Annotated in this window: 21 protein-coding genes; 4 read left to right on the forward strand and 17 right to left on the reverse strand. The window is 59.9% G+C overall.

What is annotated here, in order from left to right; translation table 11 throughout:
* Positions 1–42: 42 nt before the first annotated feature.
* From trhO to ispH, 10 genes are all read right to left on the reverse strand, one after another.
* Positions 43–786, reverse strand: coding sequence for an oxygen-dependent tRNA uridine(34) hydroxylase TrhO (trhO, locus tag CHR90_RS04250; protein WP_094407742.1), 744 nt, complete (start codon positions 784–786; stop codon positions 43–45).
* On the reverse strand, positions 783–1,391 hold the full coding sequence (locus CHR90_RS04255) for a TetR/AcrR family transcriptional regulator (protein WP_094407743.1): 609 nt from the start codon (positions 1,389–1,391) through the stop codon (positions 783–785). The genes trhO and CHR90_RS04255 overlap by 4 nt, the downstream gene beginning before the upstream one ends.
* 9 nt (positions 1,392–1,400) lie before the next feature.
* On the reverse strand, positions 1,401–2,411 hold the full coding sequence (locus CHR90_RS04260) for an aldo/keto reductase (RefSeq protein WP_094407744.1): 1,011 nt from the start codon (positions 2,409–2,411) through the stop codon (positions 1,401–1,403).
* 77 nt (positions 2,412–2,488) lie between these two features.
* Positions 2,489–3,358 (reverse strand): DUF4743 domain-containing protein, encoded by an 870-nt coding sequence (locus CHR90_RS04265; RefSeq protein WP_094407745.1) that lies wholly within the window; start codon positions 3,356–3,358, stop codon positions 2,489–2,491.
* On the reverse strand, positions 3,355–4,365 hold the full coding sequence (gene rsgA / locus CHR90_RS04270; protein ID WP_170941286.1) for a ribosome small subunit-dependent GTPase A: 1,011 nt from the start codon (positions 4,363–4,365) through the stop codon (positions 3,355–3,357). Before rsgA ends, CHR90_RS04265 begins: the two co-directional genes overlap by 4 nt.
* A gap of 10 nt (positions 4,366–4,375) precedes the next feature.
* Positions 4,376–4,843, reverse strand: a complete 468-nt coding sequence (gene rnhA / locus CHR90_RS04275) for a ribonuclease HI (RefSeq protein ID WP_094407747.1) — start codon at positions 4,841–4,843, stop codon at positions 4,376–4,378.
* Positions 4,830–5,375, reverse strand: a complete 546-nt coding sequence (locus tag CHR90_RS04280; RefSeq protein ID WP_141210864.1) for a hypothetical protein — start codon at positions 5,373–5,375, stop codon at positions 4,830–4,832. Before CHR90_RS04280 ends, rnhA begins: the two co-directional genes overlap by 14 nt.
* Position 5,376: 1 nt before the next feature.
* Positions 5,377–6,480 (reverse strand): AAA family ATPase, encoded by a 1,104-nt coding sequence (locus CHR90_RS04285; protein WP_094407749.1) that lies wholly within the window; start codon positions 6,478–6,480, stop codon positions 5,377–5,379.
* Positions 6,477–7,448 carry a homoserine kinase gene (locus CHR90_RS04290; RefSeq protein ID WP_094407750.1) on the reverse strand — a complete coding sequence of 324 codons (972 nt, stop codon included), beginning with the start codon at positions 7,446–7,448 and terminating at the stop codon, positions 6,477–6,479. The genes CHR90_RS04285 and CHR90_RS04290 overlap by 4 nt, the downstream gene beginning before the upstream one ends.
* Positions 7,449–7,452: 4 nt before the next feature.
* Positions 7,453–8,403 carry a 4-hydroxy-3-methylbut-2-enyl diphosphate reductase gene (gene ispH / locus CHR90_RS04295; RefSeq protein WP_094407751.1) on the reverse strand — a complete coding sequence of 317 codons (951 nt, stop codon included), beginning with the start codon at positions 8,401–8,403 and terminating at the stop codon, positions 7,453–7,455.
* Positions 8,404–8,542: 139 nt separating this feature from the next.
* On the opposite strand from ispH, the gene CHR90_RS04300 reads away from it, so the two are divergent.
* From CHR90_RS04300 to CHR90_RS04310, 3 genes are read left to right on the forward strand one after another with little or no spacing between them, the layout of a single operon-like run.
* Positions 8,543–9,091, forward strand: a complete 549-nt coding sequence (locus tag CHR90_RS04300) for a hypothetical protein (protein WP_141210865.1) — start codon at positions 8,543–8,545, stop codon at positions 9,089–9,091.
* The gene (locus tag CHR90_RS04305; protein WP_094407753.1) at positions 9,064–9,339 is read left to right on the forward strand and encodes a hypothetical protein; all 276 of its coding nucleotides are present in this window, start codon (positions 9,064–9,066) and stop codon (positions 9,337–9,339) included. The genes CHR90_RS04300 and CHR90_RS04305 overlap by 28 nt, the downstream gene beginning before the upstream one ends.
* Before the next feature lie 21 nt (positions 9,340–9,360).
* Positions 9,361–10,161, forward strand: a complete 801-nt coding sequence (locus CHR90_RS04310; RefSeq protein ID WP_094407754.1) for a BglII/BstYI family type II restriction endonuclease — start codon at positions 9,361–9,363, stop codon at positions 10,159–10,161.
* Between the two features lie 4 nt (positions 10,162–10,165).
* Here CHR90_RS04310 and CHR90_RS04315 read toward each other — a convergent pair whose 3' ends face one another.
* The 5 genes from CHR90_RS04315 to mnmG all read right to left on the reverse strand — a co-directional run bounded on the left by CHR90_RS04315 (position 10,166) and on the right by mnmG (position 15,103).
* A complete protein-coding gene (locus CHR90_RS04315; RefSeq protein ID WP_094407755.1) occupies positions 10,166–10,822 on the reverse strand; it encodes an MT-A70 family methyltransferase in 657 nt (218 codons plus the stop codon).
* 97 nt (positions 10,823–10,919) lie between these two features.
* Positions 10,920–11,843 (reverse strand): ParB/RepB/Spo0J family partition protein, encoded by a 924-nt coding sequence (locus CHR90_RS04320; protein ID WP_229671596.1) that lies wholly within the window; start codon positions 11,841–11,843, stop codon positions 10,920–10,922.
* Positions 11,828–12,634 (reverse strand): ParA family protein, encoded by an 807-nt coding sequence (locus tag CHR90_RS04325; RefSeq protein ID WP_094407756.1) that lies wholly within the window; start codon positions 12,632–12,634, stop codon positions 11,828–11,830. Before CHR90_RS04325 ends, CHR90_RS04320 begins: the two co-directional genes overlap by 16 nt.
* The gene (gene rsmG, locus CHR90_RS04330; RefSeq protein ID WP_094407757.1) at positions 12,624–13,232 is read right to left on the reverse strand and encodes a 16S rRNA (guanine(527)-N(7))-methyltransferase RsmG; all 609 of its coding nucleotides are present in this window, start codon (positions 13,230–13,232) and stop codon (positions 12,624–12,626) included. Before rsmG ends, CHR90_RS04325 begins: the two co-directional genes overlap by 11 nt.
* A complete protein-coding gene (gene mnmG / locus CHR90_RS04335) occupies positions 13,229–15,103 on the reverse strand; it encodes a tRNA uridine-5-carboxymethylaminomethyl(34) synthesis enzyme MnmG (RefSeq protein WP_094407805.1) in 1,875 nt (624 codons plus the stop codon). Before mnmG ends, rsmG begins: the two co-directional genes overlap by 4 nt.
* Positions 15,104–15,168: 65 nt before the next feature.
* On the opposite strand from mnmG, the gene fabI reads away from it, so the two are divergent.
* Positions 15,169–15,966 carry an enoyl-ACP reductase FabI gene (gene fabI / locus CHR90_RS04340; RefSeq protein ID WP_170941287.1) on the forward strand — a complete coding sequence of 266 codons (798 nt, stop codon included), beginning with the start codon at positions 15,169–15,171 and terminating at the stop codon, positions 15,964–15,966.
* Positions 15,967–15,998: 32 nt separating this feature from the next.
* Here fabI and CHR90_RS04345 read toward each other — a convergent pair whose 3' ends face one another.
* Both CHR90_RS04345 and CHR90_RS04350 read right to left on the reverse strand, forming a co-directional pair.
* Positions 15,999–16,613 carry a DUF4276 family protein gene (locus CHR90_RS04345; RefSeq protein ID WP_212668609.1) on the reverse strand — a complete coding sequence of 205 codons (615 nt, stop codon included), beginning with the start codon at positions 16,611–16,613 and terminating at the stop codon, positions 15,999–16,001.
* Positions 16,610–17,851 carry an AAA family ATPase gene (locus CHR90_RS04350; RefSeq protein ID WP_212668610.1) on the reverse strand — a complete coding sequence of 414 codons (1,242 nt, stop codon included), beginning with the start codon at positions 17,849–17,851 and terminating at the stop codon, positions 16,610–16,612. The genes CHR90_RS04345 and CHR90_RS04350 overlap by 4 nt, the downstream gene beginning before the upstream one ends.
* Positions 17,852–17,911 lie beyond the last annotated feature (60 nt).

Here is a 17,911-nt window from a genome sequence, read left to right on the forward strand (position 1 = left end):
CAGCTTGCCCTAATTGAGTCAGGCTAAGAACAAATTGTCAACTTATTCGGATTCCGGAACGGATATATCTCCTACCACCTCCAGCCCATGCCCCAAGGCCACGCGCTCGTCGAACACAAAGCAGCCGCCGTGCCATAGGCTTTGGTCGGCAGGGATGCGTTCGAGGTAGGCAAGGATGCCGCCGTCGAGGTGATAAACTTCCTCGAACCCTTCTTTCAGCATAAAGGCCGTCGCCTTTTCGCAGCGGATGCCGCCGGTGCAGAACATGGCGATTTTCTTGTGCTTGGCGGGATCGAGCTGCTCGCGCACATAGGCGGGGAATTCGGTAAAACTCACCGTGCCGGGATCAACGGCCCGCGCAAAACTGCCCATCTGCACTTCAAAGCTATTGCGCGTATCGATGACCAGCACGTCGGGATCGGCAATCAGCGCGTTCCAAGCGTCGGGCGCAACATAGGTGCCGACCTGCCGGTTGGGGTCGAGGCCCGGCACGCCGAAGCTGACGATTTCGCGCTTTACTTTGATCTTCAGGCGCGCAAAAGGCATCTCAGCGGCGGCGGAGCGCTTCCATGGCAGGGCATCCAGCCCGGCTTCGCGCTGGATGGCCGCCAGCATTGCCTGCAGGGCCGCTTCCGGTGCCGCAAGGGTGCCGTTGAGCCCCTCTTGCGCCAGCAGCAGGGTTCCGCGCACGCCCAGGTCTTCGGCAATCGGGCGTAGCCGGTCGCGCAGAGCGGCGGGGTCGCTCAGCGGAAAAAAACGGTAGAGGGCGGCAACGGCGATGCTCATGCCAAGGCTCCCGAGGTTAAACCGGCAATGACCAGCGCCAGTACGGCGCGCAGCTTGCGATGTTCTGGCCCATCGTTAGTGGCAACGATCATATCCGGGTGGCGAAAGGGAAGGGTGGCATCCAGCACCGCCTGCGCGGCGGCATCGAGGTCTTGAAAGCGAAACAGGCCCGCGTCGCGGCCTTCCGCCAGCATCGCGCGCACTTGCTCGGCCAACCAAGCAAGATGCCGGTCGATCACCTCCGGCACTTGGTGCAGGAGGGCCTGATAGGTGGCGAAAAGTTCTGGGTCACCCGCGACTTTTGCCAACTTCTGATCGGCAAGGCAGGTGAACCAGGCAATCAGTTTTTCCGGCGGCGTCCCCGGTCCGGTGACGATAGCGGTCAGCGGCGCATGGGCCCGTGCCAGCCAGCGGTCAACCACGGCAGCGCGCAACGCCTCCTTACTGGCGAAAACGCGATAGATATTGCCGTGGCTCATATTGAGGTGCCGCGCGACATCCACCACGCTGGTTTTCGCGGGGCCATAGCGGCGCAGCATCTCCTCGGCAGCGGTCAGAATCCGCTCGCGCAGGTCCGGCGGGGGGATGTCGGGGCTTGTCGTCATCCTCGTGGTTTAGGCGACGCTCCGCTCGCTGTCCAGCATCCGCATCTGCGCGTCAGCATAGCGCGTGCCGGCAACCGCCTCGGCGGGTAGGGCGGCTTCGATGCGGGCAAGATCGTCGGGCGATAGGGTCAGGGTGAGGGCACCGAGCGCTTCGGTCAGCCGCACCCGTTTGCGGGCGCCCACCAACGGGACGATGAAATCGCCGCGCGACAGCACCCAGGCAATCGCGACTTGGGCGACGGTGGCGTCGAGGGTCGCCGCGACCGCCGCCAATTGCGCTACCAGCGCGCGGTTACGGTCGAGGTTTTCGCCCTGAAAGCGCGGCGAGTGACTGCGGTAATCATTCAGCGCCAAGCTGCCCAGAGTTGGCGGAGTGGTGCTGATCAGACCACGCCCGAGCACACCATAGGCGGTAAGGCCGATCCCAAGCTCCACCAAGGTCGGCAAGATTGCCGCTTCCGGGGTGCGGCTCATCAACGAATATTCGATCTGAAGCTGGGCGACCGGATGGATGGCGTGGGCCCGGCGGATCGTCTCCGGCCCCATTTCGGACAGGCCGAGGTGACGGACATACCCTGCCTGAATAAGATCGGCGACTGCCCCAACCGTCTCTTCAATCGGCACGGCAGGATCAAGGCGCGCGGGCTGGTAGAGGTCGATATAATCGGTCTTCAACCGGCGCAGGGAATAGGCAACGAAGTTCTTAATCGCGGCGGGGCGCCCATCGAAGCCCAGAAACGCCCCAGCCGGGTCGCGCAGCGCGCCGAACTTGACTTGGATGAAGGCTTTGTCGCGTCGGCCTTTCAGGGCATCGGCCAACAGCATTTCATTATCGCCCATCCCATAGAAATCGCCGGTATCGAAGAGGGTTATCCCAGCCTCCAGCGCGGCATGGATGGTCGCAATACTCTCCGTCCGATCCGCTGGACCATAGACGTCGGACATGCCCATGCAGCCGAGGCCAAGGGGGAATTGCGCGGGCAGGCGGGGGGAGAGGGTCCGAAAAGTGGGGGTGGTCATAGCAAGCCTCCAGGGCGTCAGGAACCAGTGCCCTGACCCTATGCTTACGAATGACAAAAATCAATATCTGTTATTTGCTAATCGTCAAACTTCCCACGCCAGCCCCCCGCCAGCGCCAAAGCAAGATCCTCATACCCCGGCGCGTCGCTGGAAATCCGCCCAACCCGGCGGAAATAATCGACGATGACCAAGGGAATGTTGAATTTAAACACATCCTCCACCCGCAGCAGATCATCGACGTAATCGAGCGGCCAGCGGTAGAACGCCTCGTGCTCGCCATCGCCGCTGACCGGCCTAAAATCGGCTGGAACGGTCAGGTCGAAGGTAAACAGAATATGGTCGCGCAGCCCCTTATCGCTGGCCATACGATAGAGGATAGCCCCGGTCGGCTTGGCTTGCTCCGATAAGGCGCTGGGCATGGAGGCTTCTTCGGCGCATTCCTTGATCAAATTTTCCATCGGGCTCAGCCCATAGGGCTGTCCGCCCGCGACGAGGTTATCGAGCTTGCTGGGCGCCACTGCCTTATCGCGGGCGCGGCGGGCAATCCACATTTCCCCCTCACTGATCACATTGAGGTGAACGCCATAGGCGCGAATGCCGAAATAATCCGCCGCCCCCCGGTCCAACAGCGCCACCGGTTCCTGCCCCCAGCGCCGCACAACCGGGTAAAGCTCGCGGCGCACCTTCGGCAGATCGCCGCTGGCGACCAGCCGCTGCACCAGATCGGCCAAAGCGGCGCTCCGCGCGAGCCGGTCAGGCTTAGCGATCAATGCCACCCAATCGGGGGTGACGGTCAAAAGATCATCTTCCACCGCCAACCGGTCCAGCCGGTCGCGGCGAATCGCGCCATAGCGCTGATGATCAATGCGAAAGGGCACATAGTCGGCCGGCGACCAGCGGTTGCAGGCCCCGATATGGTCGAGATAGGCGTCCAGCGTGCGCATCATGATTTCGATCCCCTCTCCCGGCGCAGCTTTTCCGCCTGGTCTTGTTCCTCGCGCAGCTTATGAAAGGCAGCGAGGCGGGCGGGGTCAAGCGCCCCTAAAGTCACAGCGGCGCGCACGGCACACTCGGGTTCTGACTGATGACGGCAATCGCGAAAGCGGCAGTCGGTTGCAAGCGTTTCTATATCGGGGAAGCCTTCGGAAACCTCGGCCTCCCACAGATGAAACTCGCGCATCCCCGGTGTGTCGATCAACACACCGCCGCCGGGCAGCGGCAGCAACTCGCGCCGGGTCGTCGTATGCCGCCCCTTGCCCTGGTCGGAGGTTGCGCCGACGGAGAGTTTCGCCTCCCCCAGCAGCGCATTGGCGAGGGAGGATTTACCAACGCCGGAGGAACCGACGAGCGCCAGACTCTCCCCCGGCCCAATCAGCGCGCGGACCTCGGCGATCCCCGCGCCGCTGATCAAGCTCAGCGGCACACAGGGAAGTTCCGGCGCCACCGCCCGCACCGCCGTTAGCCGCACGTCAAGATCGTCGGCCAGATCGGCTTTGGTCAGCAGCAGGATCGGCGCCACATCGGCATTGGCGCAGGCGGTCAGATAGCGTTCCAACCGGCGCGGGTTGAAATCCTCGCTCACCGCCATCGCGATGAAAATCTTATCGAGATTGGCGGCCACGATCTGCCGCACCGCCCGGTCACCCGCTGTCTTGCGCACGAAGGCCGAGCGGCGGGGCAGCAGCGCCGCAATCGGGTGTAGGCCCTTATCGGCGGGCCGCAGCGCCACCCAATCGCCGACCGCGAGGCTCTCCCCCTGCGCCGCTAGATCGCGCCGCAACCGCCCCGGCAGAACCGCCGCAACGGGGCGCAGCCCGCCCTTCATCTCGCATAGCGCGTCATAGCCGCGCCGATGTTCGACGGCAAGGCGGGCGGGGATGAGGCCCGAGGCGCCAAGATCCCGAAAGGCTTGGGCGAGGACGGGGGTCCAGCCCAGGGCGGCGAGGGCGGTCATCGCCCCGGCCTCACAGGGCCATGCCTTTATTCTGCTCCGCCCCTGCGCGCGCCAGCGCATCGGCGCGCTCGTTTTCCGGGTGGCCGTTATGGCCCTTGACCCAGTTCCAAGAAAGCTGATGCGGCTTCATCGCCGCCAGCATGCGTTCCCAGAGATCGACATTCTTGACCGGCTTCTTATCGGCCGTGCGCCAGGAGTTTTTTTTCCAGGTCGGCATATATTTGGTGATGCCGTCGATCACATATTTACTGTCGGTAAAAATATCGACCGTCACGGGGCGCTTCAGCGCTTCGAGCCCCTGGATGATCGCCATCATCTCCATACGGTTGTTCGTCGTATCCGGCTCGCCGCCAAAAAGCTCCTTCTCGACGCCCTTAAACCGCAAGATCGCCCCCCAGCCGCCCGGGCCGGGATTGCCGCTACAGGCGCCATCGGTGAAAAGGTGGACGGTTTCGGGGGGAGGGTTAGAGTCGGTCACGGATTTTCTCGAATTCTTGGCAGGCGGCGGCGAGGGAGGGGGGCATATTCTCGATTTTTTGCCGTGTTTGGCATTTTTGCGCGAAGGTCTTGATCTCACTTACGTATTTTTCAATTTTAGGATGATTTTTTTTGTAATCTACTTTTTCATCGACCGCCGCACCCGTTAAAAAATGAAGCCAACTTTCTATATTCCGTGCCGGAATAAATACTCCCACACCATCTTCATCAGGCAAGGCTTGATTGTTTAACTCTTTGCGCAGAAGGTTGATTTTTTGATCCACCTCAATCACATCGGCATCAAAAATAGCGATTAGAATATTGGATTTGCTATGATTTTTGCGGCTTTCCCAATATTTTAGCTCGCTTGGAAAGGATCGAATGACAGCGCTGTCCCCTGCCCCGGCGCCCTTTTCTTTCATCCGAAAGTCCATTTCGCGGTTACCAACGCCAAAGACTTCAAGGATTCTGCGAACGAAATACCTCTGTGCTTTATCCTCACATAAAATGATAATCCGGTTATCTCCTGGCATTTTAAGCCTCGCGCGAAAAACGATCAGACAGCAACAACCCATACCCCGCCGCAATATCTTCGCGGGATTTTAGGCGGGTCGGCCCACCATTCTCACGCTCAAGCCAGACAAGAGAGTCATCCCCTTCGTAGTTCATGGTTTCGGGATGATGGGAAATGAGAATAATTTGGCCATTCCCTTCTTCAACCCAATCTTCGACTTTGCGAAGCCAAGGTTGGATTTCTTTGAGAGAGATAAAATTTTCGGGCTCATCAAAAACTAAAACTTTCCTAAGTACATCTTTTGCCGCGTTAAAATTTAGAAGGGAATATAGCAAGATAAGACATTTTTGACCTTCGGAGAGATAATCAAAATCAATGGAAGCACCATTCGAAAAATCACACATGAGCGCGCGCCGACCCTCTTCGCCACTAAGACGAAACTGGGTAAAGCCAGGCATAAAATCAGCAATCTCAGAAAATAGCCCCGGTAGTATCAGTGGATTTTCAGCAGCATAATGCCGATACCATGCCGAAAAATTATCTCCTTGGCGATTTAAAAAGCGGCTTTCCTCTATTGAAAACCCATTTACAGAAAAAGGATTTATTTGATGGGTGTTTATTCTTGTCGCCATTGTCTCAAAAACTCTGGCAGTTTTATCTTCTGGCGTAAACCCCATAATATAATAGAGAGCAAGCTTCTCTTCCAATCTTGCCATCCCCGCTATAACCGCATCACGATTTTTATCAATATGCTTTATTGTATCATCGTTTCTTTCGAAAAAAACCTCCCCATTTACAATTAAAATCTCTCTAATACGAGAAAAACCATCTCCTGAGAGTTTGTGGTGCAACTCAAGACGGTACTCATATTTATCATTATCTATATCAAAAAACACCCCAATGGCCTGTTGTTGTTTTTTATTAATAGATTTTGATAAAGTTTCTTTTGGAAAAAAAGAGCGCAGTTCTGCTTTCCCTCGCGCAAGTAAGCTAAGCGCGTTCAATATCTCCGTAATCGCACTCTTTCCAGTCCCATTCCCCCCCACAATCAGGGTCAGGGGCTCGAACTCAACCGTGAAATCAACAAGCGTCTTATAGTTATCAACATAGAGCTTCGTAATCATACCGCCCCCTCCAGCCCATAGGCCGCCGCATCGGTCACCAACCGGTGAAAGCGCAGCTTAGTCCAATATTCCATCGGGTCTTTAGGCTTCACCAGCGCCCCCGGCGGTACGTTCAGCCAATCATAGAGCCGGGTGAGCAGGAAGCGCAGGGCGGACCCCCGGCAGAAGATCGGCAGGGCAGCAATCTCCGCCGCGCTTAGGGGGCGCACGGCCTGATAGCGGCGCAGAAAGCCCATCGCCTTGGTCATATTGAAGCTGCCGTCCGCCTCGAAGCACCAGGCATTCAGGCAGATCGAAACGTCATAGACCAAGGCATCGGTGCAGGCGAAATAGAAGTCGATCAGCCCGCTGACCTTATCGCCGATAAAGAAGACGTTATCGGGGAAGAGATCGGCATGAATCACCCCGCGCGGCAAATCCTGCGGCCAATGGGCTTTGAGAAAGGCGAACTCCTCCGCTAGCGCCGCCGAGAGACCGGGGCGGACGCTATCGGCGCGCGCCGCCGTCGCCGCGACCAGCTTTTCCCACCCATCGACCGATAGAGCATTCACCCGCTGCATCGGAAAATCGGCCCCCGCCAGATGCAGCTTCGCCAGCGCCTCGCCCAGTTCCGCCGTATGCACCGGCGCAATGCGGCGCGGCCAGACGCCGGGCAGGAAGCTGACCATCGCGGCAGGCCGGTCGCGCAGGGTGCGCAGGCGCTGCCCATCTTGCGTGGTCAGCGGGATCGGGCAAGAGAGACCCTGCGCCGCCAGATGATCCATCAACCCAATGAAGAAGGGCAGATCGTCCGGGTTCACCCGCTTTTCGTAGAGGGTCAGGATATAGCGGCCCTCGGTCGTGTAGATCAGGAAGTTGGAATTCTCCACCCCCTCGGCGATGCCCATATAGGACGTAACCTCGCCGATGCCGTACTCGGCCACAAAGGCGCGCAATTCTTCGTCGGGAATATCGGTATAAACGGCCATCGGATCAGTCTGCCAGCGCTTTAGGGAGTTTGAAGACCACGGTTTCGTCGGTGACGCGGATCTCGCGGATGGTGACCGTGCGATGGACGCGGGCGGCGGCGATTACCTCGTCCACCAGCACTTCCGGCGCCGACGCCCCGGCGGACAGGCCAAGGGTCTCGACATCCGCATAGGCTACCCAATCGATCTCGCTGGCCCGCTGGATCAGCCCGGCGCGCGCGCAGCCCGACCGTTCCGCCACCTCCACCAACCGGCGGGAGTTGGAGGAATTGGGCGCGCCGATCACCAGCAGCGCTTGGCTCTGTTCGGCAATCGCCTTCACTGCCGCCTGCCTGTTGGTCGTGGCGTAGCAAATATCGCCCTTGCGCGGCCCCTGGATCGCCGGGAAGCGGCTTTCCAGCACCGCGACGATGTCCTTCGTGTCATCGACCGAGAGGGTGGTTTGCGTGATATAGGCGAGGCGCGCGGGATCGGGCACCGCAATGGCTTCCGCCTGCGCCCGATCCTCCACCAGCGTCACCGAGCCCGCAGGAAGCTGGCCCATCGTGCCGATCACTTCCGGGTGGCCCTTATGGCCGATCAACAGGATATGCAGCCCCTCGGCATGGTGGCGCTCGGCTTCCAGATGCACTTTGGAGACCAGCGGGCACGTGGCGTCGAGGTAGATCATCTGGCGCCGTTCCGCTTCCGCCGGAACCGCCTTTGGCACCCCATGCGCCGAAAAGATCACGGGCCGGTCATCCGGCACCTGATCCAGTTCCTGCACAAAGACGGCGCCCTGCGCCTCCAGGCTTTCGACGACAAAGCGGTTATGCACGATCTCGTGCCGCACATAGACCGGCGCCCCGAATTTCTTCAACGCTTGCTCGACAATCTGAATGGCCCGGTCCACCCCAGCGCAGAAACCGCGTGGGCCGGCCAGCAGCAAGGTAAGGGGGGCAAGCGTCTCGGTCATCCGTCTCTTCCTTTGAACCCGCGCGCACCGTAAAGCCGTTTTTCGCCAAACGGAAGCCCGCCCTTCGTTCGCGGCAGTAGGAAGCGGGCGCCTGGGCTGCTATGTAAGGGGCCTTGGTTTTTTGGAAAGGGTTCTGAGAATGCGGATGGGTTCGGCGGTGCGGCTCGGGGCGACGGGTCTTAGCGCAGCGCTTCTTCTGGCGGCCTGTAGCGGCCAGAGCGAGACGGCGACGATCCCGCCATGCCCGCGCGTTGGCATTCTGGCCGATGCCGCGCGCCTGACCGTCTTCCGCGACGGGCCGGGCCGCGATGTGACCGACGTGCAATCGATCTCCAACGTCAGCGGCTTTTCCGGCTCCTGCTATTATGAAAACAAGCAGCGCACCGTCGTCGTCGACCTGCGCATCGAGCTGACGTCCGAACGCGGCCCGGCGGCGGGCGGCCCACGCTTTGCCGACCTGCCCTATTTCGTGTCGATCCTCGATAAGAACCGCAATATCCTGGTGCAGCAGGATTTCACCCTGCGCGCCGATTATCCCGCCAATAGCGCCCGCGTCGGCCTGTTCGACGAGTTGGAGCAGCGCATCAATCTGAAGGACGGCGAGTTCGGCAACGCTTACGAAGTGCTGATCGGCTTCCGCCTGACGCCGGACCAGTTGGAATGGAACCGCCAGAACCGCCGCCGCTAGTTTTGCTGGTCTGCACCAACCGCCGCTTCGGCTGGGACCGCCCGTCCTGCGCCGGGCGGGGGGCGCGGAAACTTCTGAAAGCCCTGCGTGCCGAAGCGGCAGCGCGCGCCTTGCCGATCACCATCACCGAAGCCCCCTGCCAAGGCCGATGCAGCCGGGGGCCGGTGGTCCGTCTGCCGGATGGGGAAGTCCGATCTATCCCAAAGGTTGTTCCTGACGCGATTGCGCATCTATTATTGGGCTTTTAACGCTGCACTGCGAGTTTTCGAATGTCTAGTCCCGGTTCTGAGCGCGAGCTGTCCGCAAAAGATGTTCGGATCAGTGAAATTTTTACGTCGGACTTCCTGGAACGATTTGAGGTCCATAGCTACCGCAATGCCAGCCATATTCTTGCAGCAGCCAATCCGGTGGAAATTGCCGAGCTGATCTATGCCCTCACCCGGTTTCATATTGATATGGCGGATATTTTAACGCCGGGTGGTAATAAATCAGACATTGCAAAGCGTATGGATAAATTATTGAACCCGTTGGGATGGTGGGAAACCCGAGTCCAAGGGGATCTCTTGGTCCGCAAAATTGCCCTTGTCCCAGCGTCGGAGCGCGCAAAAAGCAACCAGAAGGCTGATGATACGTCGGTAGAAACCGAGGATACATTCCGTATCGCCAGCTTCATTGACGGACATAAAATCGATTTTGTTAAAAACCGTGTCGCGTTTGATATGGAATGGAATAGCAAAGATCAAACCTTTGACCGCGATCTCTATGCCGCCCGAACCTTTTATGACTGTGGCCTGATCGATGGGTGCATCTTATTGACGCGCTCCCGCGAATTGAACCACGTCTTCGATGAAATTGGCCGCCGGACCTCTAGGGGCGATTTCCGCGCCAAATATGGTGCCAGCACCACCTGGATGGGCAAACTATTGTATCGGTTAGACGCCGGGCGTGCGGGTGGCTGCCCAATCCTTGCCCTTGGCATTCGACCGGCCGTCATTCGTGACTTCCAGTCTTGGATGGACGCAAACCCAATTTCACCAAAAACGCCTAATGATCCCGTCTCGGCGGGGTAAGATATTATTCTGCGGCCAAGACTGTTGCTGAATTATGCGCATAGGTTTCCCAGGTTGGCGCATAGGATTCATCCGCTTGGTTCCCCCAAACGGTCCAGCCGGGCCGAACACCCCGGGAAAAAAGTTCTAAGAACGGACCAGGGCTGCAGGCTTCGATAAGCGGATATTGTTCATCGGGTTTCCGGCTGTGCTCACGTTTGCGGGTGCCAAGGTAGTTCACCTGCGTCCGTCCTGCATGCAAGGTCCGGGCGTTCTTACCGCGCACGCCGAAGAGGAGAATTTCCGTGACATTGCGAAAGTAGAAACCAACTCCCCGACCATCCGACCCACCGTCTTTACGGATCTTATGCCAGATAATGTTGGTTTTATACTGGAAGCCCCAAGCCTGCATCACGGCCAACCCTTCAGGGAGCAGAGCATTGGGTACCCATAGATAGAGATGAGCGGTTGGTTGCAAAACCTCGGCAACCGGAAGGGCCATTATCTCCGGCAGCGACAAAGTGCCGTAGCGGTTGAGGCGCCGATGCTCCGGGGCCATTTTTCCCGTTCGATTGGTGAATTGCCACGGTGGATCAGCCAAAACGGTCGCGAACTTCCGTTCACGCAAGCTCTGGCGAAACTCCAGCGCGACTTCCGTCGATCCTTGCGTGCTCACCGTCATATGGCCCTATCCTTAGCCGTTGCGTCGGTCAAAACCGTCGCCTTGTACATATAGTGTTCTCATAAAACCGAATTACGGAAAACCGTAAATCTGCTCCTTACCCAATCCGCTGTAACAGATCGTCGAGCTGCTCCAGGGTCGCGTAATGCAGCACCAACTGCCCGGCTTCGCCATCGGTCACGATTTCCACGGCAACGCCGAGCTTGTGGGACAAATCGGCTTCCAGCGCCAGCGTATCCGGGTCTTTCGCACCACCTGCAACCGCCTTCACACGCCGGGGTTTGGCCACCGGGGCGGGGGTAAGCGGCTTCCCGTCCTTGGCGCGCTGGGCCATTTGTTCGACCGCGCGGACAGAGAGTTTTTTGGCGATGATCTGCTCCGCCACCGCTTCCGGGTTCGGTAGGGTCAGCAAGGCGCGGGCGTGCCCGGCGGAGAGGGAACCGCTTTCGACCAATTCCCGCACGCTTTCCGGCAGGTTCAGCAAACGCAGGGTATTGGCGATATGGCTGCGGCTTTTACCGAGGTGGTTGGCCAGCGCTTCTTGCGTATGGCCGAACTCATCCATCAAACGGCGGTAACCGTCGGCTTCTTCCAGCGGCGTTAAGTCTTGGCGCTGGATGTTTTCCAGCAGCGAGACTTCCAACGCCTGCCGGTCGGTCATATCGCGGATGACGACCGGAACTTCGTGCAGTTGGACCGCTTGGGCCGCGCGCCAGCGCCGTTCCCCGGCGACGATTTCGTAACGGTTATCGCCCAGCGGGCGGACGATCAGCGGCTGGACCACCCCTTGTTCGCGGACGGAGGTGATGAGCTGTTCCATCGCCTCGGCCTCGAACCGCCGACGCGGCTGATAGCGGCCGGGCGTGAGGTAGGAGGTCGGCAGGCTGCGCGGCAGGGGTGGGGTGCCGGTCGGCGTGGCTTCCGCCGCCGGGGCATCCGGCTCATCGTCGCCGAAGATAGCGCTGAGGCCCTTCCCCAACCGGCGGGGTTTCTTCTTATCGTCGATCATGCCGCCGCCCATTCCTCTTCCTGCTTCAGCACTTCCCGCGCCAGATTAAGATAGGCTTGGCTGCCGGGGGACTTAAGATCATAGATCAGCACGGGCTTACCGTGGCTGGGCGCTTCCGACACGCGGACATTGCGCGGGATCATCGCTTGATAAACGAGATCGCCCATATGCTCCCGCACGTCCGACGCCACCAGGTCCGACAGATTGTTGCGCTTATCGTACATGGTCAGCACGATGCCCTGGATGGCGAGATCGGGGTTGAAGCTCTTTTTCACCCGCTCCACCGTGCGCAACAGATGCCCGAGGCCTTCCAGCGCATAGAATTCGCATTGCAGCGGCACCAACACCGCATCCGCCGCCACCAGGGCGTTCAGGGTTAGCAGGCCAAGCGACGGCGGGCAGTCGATCAAAATGTAATCATAGGGCAGGGGCTGTTTTTCCAGCGCCTCGCGCAGCTTCTGCTCCCGCCCGTCCTCATCGACCAACTCAAACTCCGCCCCCGCCAGATCGACGGAGGAGGTGACGACGAAGAGGCCCGGCACTTCCGTTCCCACCGCCGCATCGGCGACCGGGGCCGCGCCGGTCAGTACTTGATACGATCCGGTTTTGCGGTAACGCCGGTCGATGCCGAAGCCGGTGGAGGCATTGCCCTGCGGGTCGAGATCGAGCACCAGCACGCGCTTCTCGCAGGCGGCGAGGGCCGTCGCCAGATTGACCGCCGTCGTCGTCTTACCAACGCCGCCCTTCTGATTAGCAACGGCGATGACCCGGCCCAGCGGGGCGGCGGAAGCTTCAAGCGACATGATGAACATCCTTGATCGACAAGATCATAGCCGAAGGGTGGGTGCGGCTGGGCGTTTCCGCTAAGGTGAAAGCGTAAGTCTGCTGCGCCGCAGCAACCTCATTCTGCCAGGATTCGCCCTTCAGGAACAATCCCCGCCAACCGCTTGCGGCTCCGATGCGCGCGGCATGACCAAGAAGCTCGGTCAGCGGCGCGAGGGCGCGGGCGGTAATCAAATCAGCGCCGAGGCTCGGCATGGCTTCGAGGCGTTTCGTGTGCAGCGTCACCGGCGCGTCGGTTAGTCGCGCCGCTTCGCGCAGGAAGGCACCCTTGCGGCTGTCGCTTTCGATCAGATGGGTTTCGATGCCCGTCAGGATCGCCAATACCAACCCAGGGAAACCGCCGCCGCTGCCCATATCGGCAATACGTTTAGTGCCTTCGGGGACCAACGGCAGCAGTTGTGCCGAATCCTCGAAATGCCGCGCCCAGAGGTCGGGGAGGGTGGAAGGGGCGATCAGGTTGATCTTCGGCTGCCACTTGCGCAGCAGATCGGCATAGACCTCTAACCGCCCGCGTGTTTCACGTGAAACAGCGTTGAGGATTCCGGGGTTTCCGCTCACGCCGCCACCGGCTTTTGTTTCACATGCCGTAGCAAAGCGATCACCGCTGCCGGGGTCACGCCCGGCACGCGCGCCGCCGCGCCCAGGGTTTCGGGCCGGGCGGCGATCAGCTTCTGCCGCACTTCCGCCGACAGGCTGCCAACCTGGGTATAATCGAGATCAGCGGGCAAGGTCAGCGCCTCGTCCTTACGGAAGGCTTTTATGTCGGCGTCTTGGCGCTGGAGGTACCCGGCATAGCCCGCGTCGATCACCAATTGCTCCGCCACATCAGCCCGCAGATCAGCCAGTTCGGGCCATAGGGCCGTCAGCCGGTCCAGCGTCACATCAGGGAAGCGCAAGAGTTCCGTTACCGAGCGCGCCACCCCATCTTGGGTGATGGTGAAGCCGCGCTTAGCAAGTTCGGTCGGCGTCATCTTCAGCCGCGCCGCCAGTGCCCGCGCCTCCGTCAGCGCCGTTTCCTTTGCGGCATAGAAGCGCGCCCGGTCAGACCCAACCGCCCCAATACCGATGCCGAGCGCGGTCAGCCGCTGGTCGGCATTATCGGCGCGCAGGGACAGGCGATATTCCGCCCGGCTGGTGAACATGCGGTAGGGCTCGGCGGTGCCGCGCGTCGTAAGATCGTCGATCATCACGCCGATATAGGCCTGGCTGCGGTCGAGCGTAAACTCCGTCCCGCCGCCGCCCGCACGCAGCGCCGCATTAATCCCGGCGATCAGCCCCTGCGCCCCGGCTTCCTCATACCCCGTCGTGCCATTGATCTGCCCGGCGAAGAACAGGCCGGTGACGCGCTTGGTTTCTAGCGTCGCCCGCAACTCGCGCGGATCGACGTAATCATATTCGATGGCATAGCCGGGCCGCAGGATGACGGTCTTTTCAAGGCCGGGGATGGCCGCGATCATCGCCCGCTGTACGTCTTCCGGCAGGGAGGTGGAGATGCCGTTCGGGTAGACGGTCGGATCGTCCAACCCCTCCGGCTCCAGGAAAATCTGATGGGCCGTGCGGTCGGCGAAGCGCACCACCTTATCCTCGATGGACGGGCAATAGCGCGGGCCGGTGCTGGCGATCTGGCCGCTATACATCGGCGCGCGGTGCAAATTCTCCCGGATGATGCTGTGCATCGCCTCGGTCGTATAGGTGATGCCGCAGGCGATTTGCGGCACCGTGATCCGGTCGGTCAGGTAGGAGAAGGGGGGCGGCGGATCGTCGCCCTGCTGCATCTCCAAACTGGCCCAATCGATGGTGCGCCCATCCAGCCGGGCGGGCGTGCCGGTCTTCAGACGCCCCAGTGCAAAGCCGCGCGCGCTAAGGGCTTCGGACAGGCCGAGCGCCGGGGGTTCGCCCACCCGCCCCGCCGGAATCTGGGTTTCGCCGATATGAATGAGGCCATTTAGGAAAGTCCCCGTGGTCAACACCACGGCGCCCGCCTGCACCTCCGTCCCATCGGCCAGCACCACGCCGGTCACGCACTCGTCCACGCCGGGGGTGCCGGTGAAGCGCAGATCGACCGCGCCGCCTTCCAGAATGGTCAGGTTCGGCGTTTCGGCCAGCAGGTCTTGCACGGCGGCCGCATAGAGCTTGCGATCGGCCTGGGCGCGCGGGCCGCGCACCGCTGGGCCTTTCGACTGGTTGAGAATGCGGAACTGGATGCCGCCCTTGTCGATGGCGCGGGCCATGATGCCGTCGAGCGCGTCGATCTCGCGGACCAGATGGCCTTTGCCCAAACCGCCGATGGCCGGATTGCACGACATCGCGCCGACCGTATCGCGGCGATGGGTGAGCAGAAGGGTGCGCGCGCCCAGGCGGGCCGCAGCAGCCGCAGCTTCCGTGCCGGCGTGTCCGCCGCCCACGACAATGACATCGATCTTGTGCATCATGGCGCGGACCTTACGCAAAATGCCGCCCCCCGGCAAGAACGGACCCCTCCCGGAGCCATGCCATGACCGCAAGTGTTAACCCCTTCGACCCCGCCCGACTGCGCTTAGACGGTAAGAAAGGGCTGATCGTCGGCATCGCCAACGCCCAATCCATCGCCTATGGCTGCGCCCAAGCCACCCGCGCGCTGGGGGCGGACCTCGCGATTACCTATCTCAATGACAAAGCGAAACCCCATGTCGCCCCCTTGGCGGAGGGGTTAGGGGCCGCGCTTCTGCTGCCCTTAAATGTCGCGGAGGAAGGGGCGCTGGAGGCGGTCTTCGAGGCCGTGCGCACCCGCTGGGGAAAGCTGGACTTCCTCATCCATTCCATCGCCTTCGCGCCGAAAGCCGATCTACAAGGCCGGTTGACCGATAGCTCCGGGCCAGGGTTTGCCGAGGCGATGGATGTCTCCTGCCATTCCTTCATCCGCATGGCACGACTGGCAGAACCTTTGATGACGGACGGCGGAACGCTGTTCGCCATGTCCTACCTCGGGGCACAAAAAGTCGTGGAACATTATAATCTAATGGGGCCGGTGAAGGCGGCGCTGGAGAGTGCCGGGCGCTATCTAGCGGCGGAGCTGGCACCAAAGAACATCCGCGTCCACATCGTTTCCCCCGGTCCGATCCATACGCGCGCCGCGTCGGGCTTGGCAGAGTTTGACACACTGGTCGAAGAAACTCAGGAGAAGACCCCCGGTCATCGGTTGGCCACCATCGAAGATGTCGGCCTGGTGGTCGCCCTATTGGCGACCGATGCCGCCCGGATCGTGACCGGCGATACCATCTTCATCGATGGCGGCTATCATCTGATGGGGTAGGGGAGGTGCCGTGTTTCACGTGAAACATGCGCTCATTCTGCGAGATCGCCCGCTCCCTCAAACCAGGCCTGCTTCAACCATTCTGAGCAGAGTTTTCGAAACGACCGGCTACCATCAAAAGCCTGCTGCATATCAAACCTTTGCGAGAACCCCGGCTGATGCAGGACTTCACTATAGCTAACCCCACCCATCTGACGCTCAATCCAGCCTTTAGCATTGCGGATCGCTTCGGCATCAACCGTATACCCAGGAGAAAGGGAAAAGCCTCGATACCCATGAAGTGATTGTGCCGCAGCAACGAACCAAGCTTCGTATTCACGATTAGCGAAGACTACCGATATACGACGATAGGGTATATACGACTGCGCCCGCTCTAGGACTTCAGCACCACGCGTCGCAGGGCAATCATCGTCCGCGTCAAGCAGCAGCAGTATCCACCCCTGCTCCCCACATTTATCCGCAGCAAGAACAAGATGCCTCTGAAACTCCCGTTCGTTGTTTAGAAAGCGATCCCTGCGGACCCGAATTGGGGGAAGTATCGAAGCATAGAGATTCGGGGTCTGCCATTCTGCCAACCGCCTTAGAAGAAGGGGCAACGCCTCCACCTCACCGTGCCCCTCGACGATAGGCGCAACCGTGGTCATCATTCGTCGATATCCGCGAAGAGATCAGGTTGATTTTTAGCCTGATTAGCCAGGGCATCGCGATCAGGCGCAAGCTGACCGATACGCATTAATTCACCGGCGGAGAAAAGATGATCCCGCATTGTTCGGCGCGATGCCGTATCAAGTGGCGCTATCTTGGTTTCCCCCCCTTCCGACACAACTGCCAACAACAGATCAGGTTCGATATTCAGGTCATCCAACAAATCGGGACTATGGCTCGTGACAATGACCTGGGTTTGTTGCGCCGCTTTCATCAAGGCATCCCGCAACGCCGCACTTGCAGCAGGGTGCAAGGCCGTCTCAGGCTCCTCAATCGCAATCAGGGTTGGCGAAAAATCACGATTGCCCTGAAAGAGAGCCGTCAGCACTCCCAAAGCGCGCAGGGTTCCATCGGACATGCTCTGCGCTAGAAATCGCCAAGGATGCGCAGAGCCAGCCATATCCTGTCTGAACAAGAGCGTCTCGACCGGACCGATTCCCGTGCGCTCAAAACCATGCACCATTGGGACCACCGTCTGAAGATAGCCGTCGATGTTAGCAATTTGCTCGGGGGCGTTTTTCTCCAGATGCCCGATCACACTGGCGATATTTTCGCCGACAGGCTTGAGCAACCGCCCGTCTTGCGGTTTTTGTAGCTCGCGCATTAGCTTCGGGTTGAGATTATAGAATCCCATTGATGCCAAAGCGTCGAAAACCGGACGGAACGCAGCAAGACCAGAAACAGCTACCAGAGCAAGACGATCAGAGGTCACGACCGGAAAAGTCTCTTCGCTGCTCTCCTCCAGCTTACCCCGAACAATTCGATAGAAAGGCCCCTTGCCCCTACCACCGATAGAGCATTCTTCGGTCTGCACTTCATAGCCGCCGTTTTTTAACGCCCCGACATTGAAGGCGAAGTACCCTGTTTTACCGCTTCCAGGGAGACGGAATTCCAGTCGGATACCGAAATGCGTCGGATGCCCACTGGATCGGCGCCTAACTTCCGTCAAGCCGCCACGCTCACTCAGCGCATTATCCAGTGACCCCATCAAGGCATCCCGGACGAGGTGAAGTGCATCGAGAAAATTGCTTTTCCCTGAACCATTAGCGCCGACTAAATAGGTCAAGGGCTTCAAGCGTACATCGCAATTCCCAATACTTTTATAATTCCTCAGGACGACGCGGGTTAAAAATATAGACCCCATGCTAGAGAGAGATTCGGTTTGGCTGGAGGTATGCATCAGAATCCCAATCCTAAGGCTCGCCCTGAATCTAGATGCTCTCTCGACAAAAGGAGAGAG

Source organism: Elstera cyanobacteriorum, from assembly GCF_002251735.1.
In the GTDB taxonomy this organism is placed as follows: domain Bacteria; phylum Pseudomonadota; class Alphaproteobacteria; order Elsterales; family Elsteraceae; genus Elstera; species Elstera cyanobacteriorum.

Coding starts and splice junctions, on each gene's coding strand:
- mnmG (WP_094407805.1), bottom strand. CDS start 15,103: ATGCACAAGATCGATGTCATTGTCGTGGGCGGCGGACACGCCGGCACG.
- CHR90_RS04345 (WP_212668609.1), bottom strand. CDS start 16,613: ATGATGACCACGGTTGCGCCTATCGTCGAGGGGCACGGTGAGGTGGAG.
- CHR90_RS04350 (WP_212668610.1), bottom strand. CDS start 17,851: ATGCATACCTCCAGCCAAACCGAATCTCTCTCTAGCATGGGGTCTATA.
- CHR90_RS04315 (WP_094407755.1), bottom strand. CDS start 10,822: ATGACGGTGAGCACGCAAGGATCGACGGAAGTCGCGCTGGAGTTTCGC.
- CHR90_RS04265 (WP_094407745.1), bottom strand. CDS start 3,358: ATGATGCGCACGCTGGACGCCTATCTCGACCATATCGGGGCCTGCAAC.
- rsgA (WP_170941286.1), bottom strand. CDS start 4,365: ATGACCGCCCTCGCCGCCCTGGGCTGGACCCCCGTCCTCGCCCAAGCC.
- CHR90_RS04325 (WP_094407756.1), bottom strand. CDS start 12,634: ATGTCGCTTGAAGCTTCCGCCGCCCCGCTGGGCCGGGTCATCGCCGTT.
- CHR90_RS04255 (WP_094407743.1), bottom strand. CDS start 1,391: ATGACGACAAGCCCCGACATCCCCCCGCCGGACCTGCGCGAGCGGATT.
- CHR90_RS04260 (WP_094407744.1), bottom strand. CDS start 2,411: ATGACCACCCCCACTTTTCGGACCCTCTCCCCCCGCCTGCCCGCGCAA.
- CHR90_RS04305 (WP_094407753.1), top strand. CDS start 9,064: ATGGAACCGCCAGAACCGCCGCCGCTAGTTTTGCTGGTCTGCACCAAC.
- CHR90_RS04320 (WP_229671596.1), bottom strand. CDS start 11,843: ATGGGCGGCGGCATGATCGACGATAAGAAGAAACCCCGCCGGTTGGGG.
- ispH (WP_094407751.1), bottom strand. CDS start 8,403: ATGACCGAGACGCTTGCCCCCCTTACCTTGCTGCTGGCCGGCCCACGC.
- CHR90_RS04300 (WP_141210865.1), top strand. CDS start 8,543: ATGCGGATGGGTTCGGCGGTGCGGCTCGGGGCGACGGGTCTTAGCGCA.
- CHR90_RS04290 (WP_094407750.1), bottom strand. CDS start 7,448: ATGGCCGTTTATACCGATATTCCCGACGAAGAATTGCGCGCCTTTGTG.
- trhO (WP_094407742.1), bottom strand. CDS start 786: ATGAGCATCGCCGTTGCCGCCCTCTACCGTTTTTTTCCGCTGAGCGAC.
- fabI (WP_170941287.1), top strand. CDS start 15,169: ATGACCGCAAGTGTTAACCCCTTCGACCCCGCCCGACTGCGCTTAGAC.
- CHR90_RS04280 (WP_141210864.1), bottom strand. CDS start 5,375: ATGCCAGGAGATAACCGGATTATCATTTTATGTGAGGATAAAGCACAG.
- CHR90_RS04310 (WP_094407754.1), top strand. CDS start 9,361: ATGTCTAGTCCCGGTTCTGAGCGCGAGCTGTCCGCAAAAGATGTTCGG.
- CHR90_RS04285 (WP_094407749.1), bottom strand. CDS start 6,480: ATGATTACGAAGCTCTATGTTGATAACTATAAGACGCTTGTTGATTTC.